The sequence below is a fragment of the Empedobacter brevis genome (genome assembly GCF_965118635.1).
Taxonomy (GTDB): domain Bacteria; phylum Bacteroidota; class Bacteroidia; order Flavobacteriales; family Weeksellaceae; genus Empedobacter; species Empedobacter brevis_A.
Window position 1 is genome coordinate 1 of record NZ_CBCPHV010000036.1, and the last position, 781, is coordinate 781.

1 protein-coding gene is annotated in these 781 nt (G+C 34.2%); it reads right to left on the bottom strand.

What is annotated here, in order from left to right; genetic code table 11:
- Window positions 1-781: hypothetical protein (locus tag ACMHJW_RS14660; RefSeq protein WP_413534144.1), on the bottom strand; the 781-nt coding region annotated here is incomplete at both ends.

Here is a 781-nt window from a genome sequence, read left to right on the forward strand (position 1 = left end):
ACGTTTAGCTCTTTCCAGGGCTTTGTTTGTTTTTTTACTTTCTGTTTCAGTCGATTTCACCTGTTTTTTAGCTCTTTTTTGATTTGATTGAATTTGCTCATTAATTATATTCGCTTCAGCTTCAACCATCATTGTGTTATAAGATTCTTTATCACCTCCAAGAGCCATCATATCCAAATAATCAAGTTCAGCCATCGAATCTGCTACAGCTTGCTGTAATTCGGTAATATGTTTTTTATGTTCTTCTTTACGGTTGTAGTGATGTTCTAAGGCATATTTATGATCTTCTGTCATTTCGGCATGGGACTGTATTCCTCTTAGTGCTTTTGGACATGTCATAATATATTTACCTTCCAAAGTGTATAAATCGGCTTCATTTTCATCCCAAAAGACTTGTACCTTAACAGAATATTTGTTTTTAACCGATTTACTAATCGTCTTAATACCTTCACCTGCATAATCCGGGATCTCAAACAAATGATCTTCACGATAATGATAACCTTGTGCTTTTGATACTTTTACAAAACCTCGCATTTCATTTAGCGTAACTTTTGTTTTTTCTCCAAACAAATAGCGTAAAACAACACTATCAATCGGTGTACAAGAAGGGTGTATACTTACGTTGTATATATCATTTGGTGAAATTCCATTTCTTAAAGGAGCGTCGTTCCATCTTTTTATCAAATGGTGCATCATTATGCAGGCATCCTGATAATTAGGAAGATTGTCATAACTTAAATAATCAGGGTTTGACTTTCCTTCAATACCTACATTCCAAGAC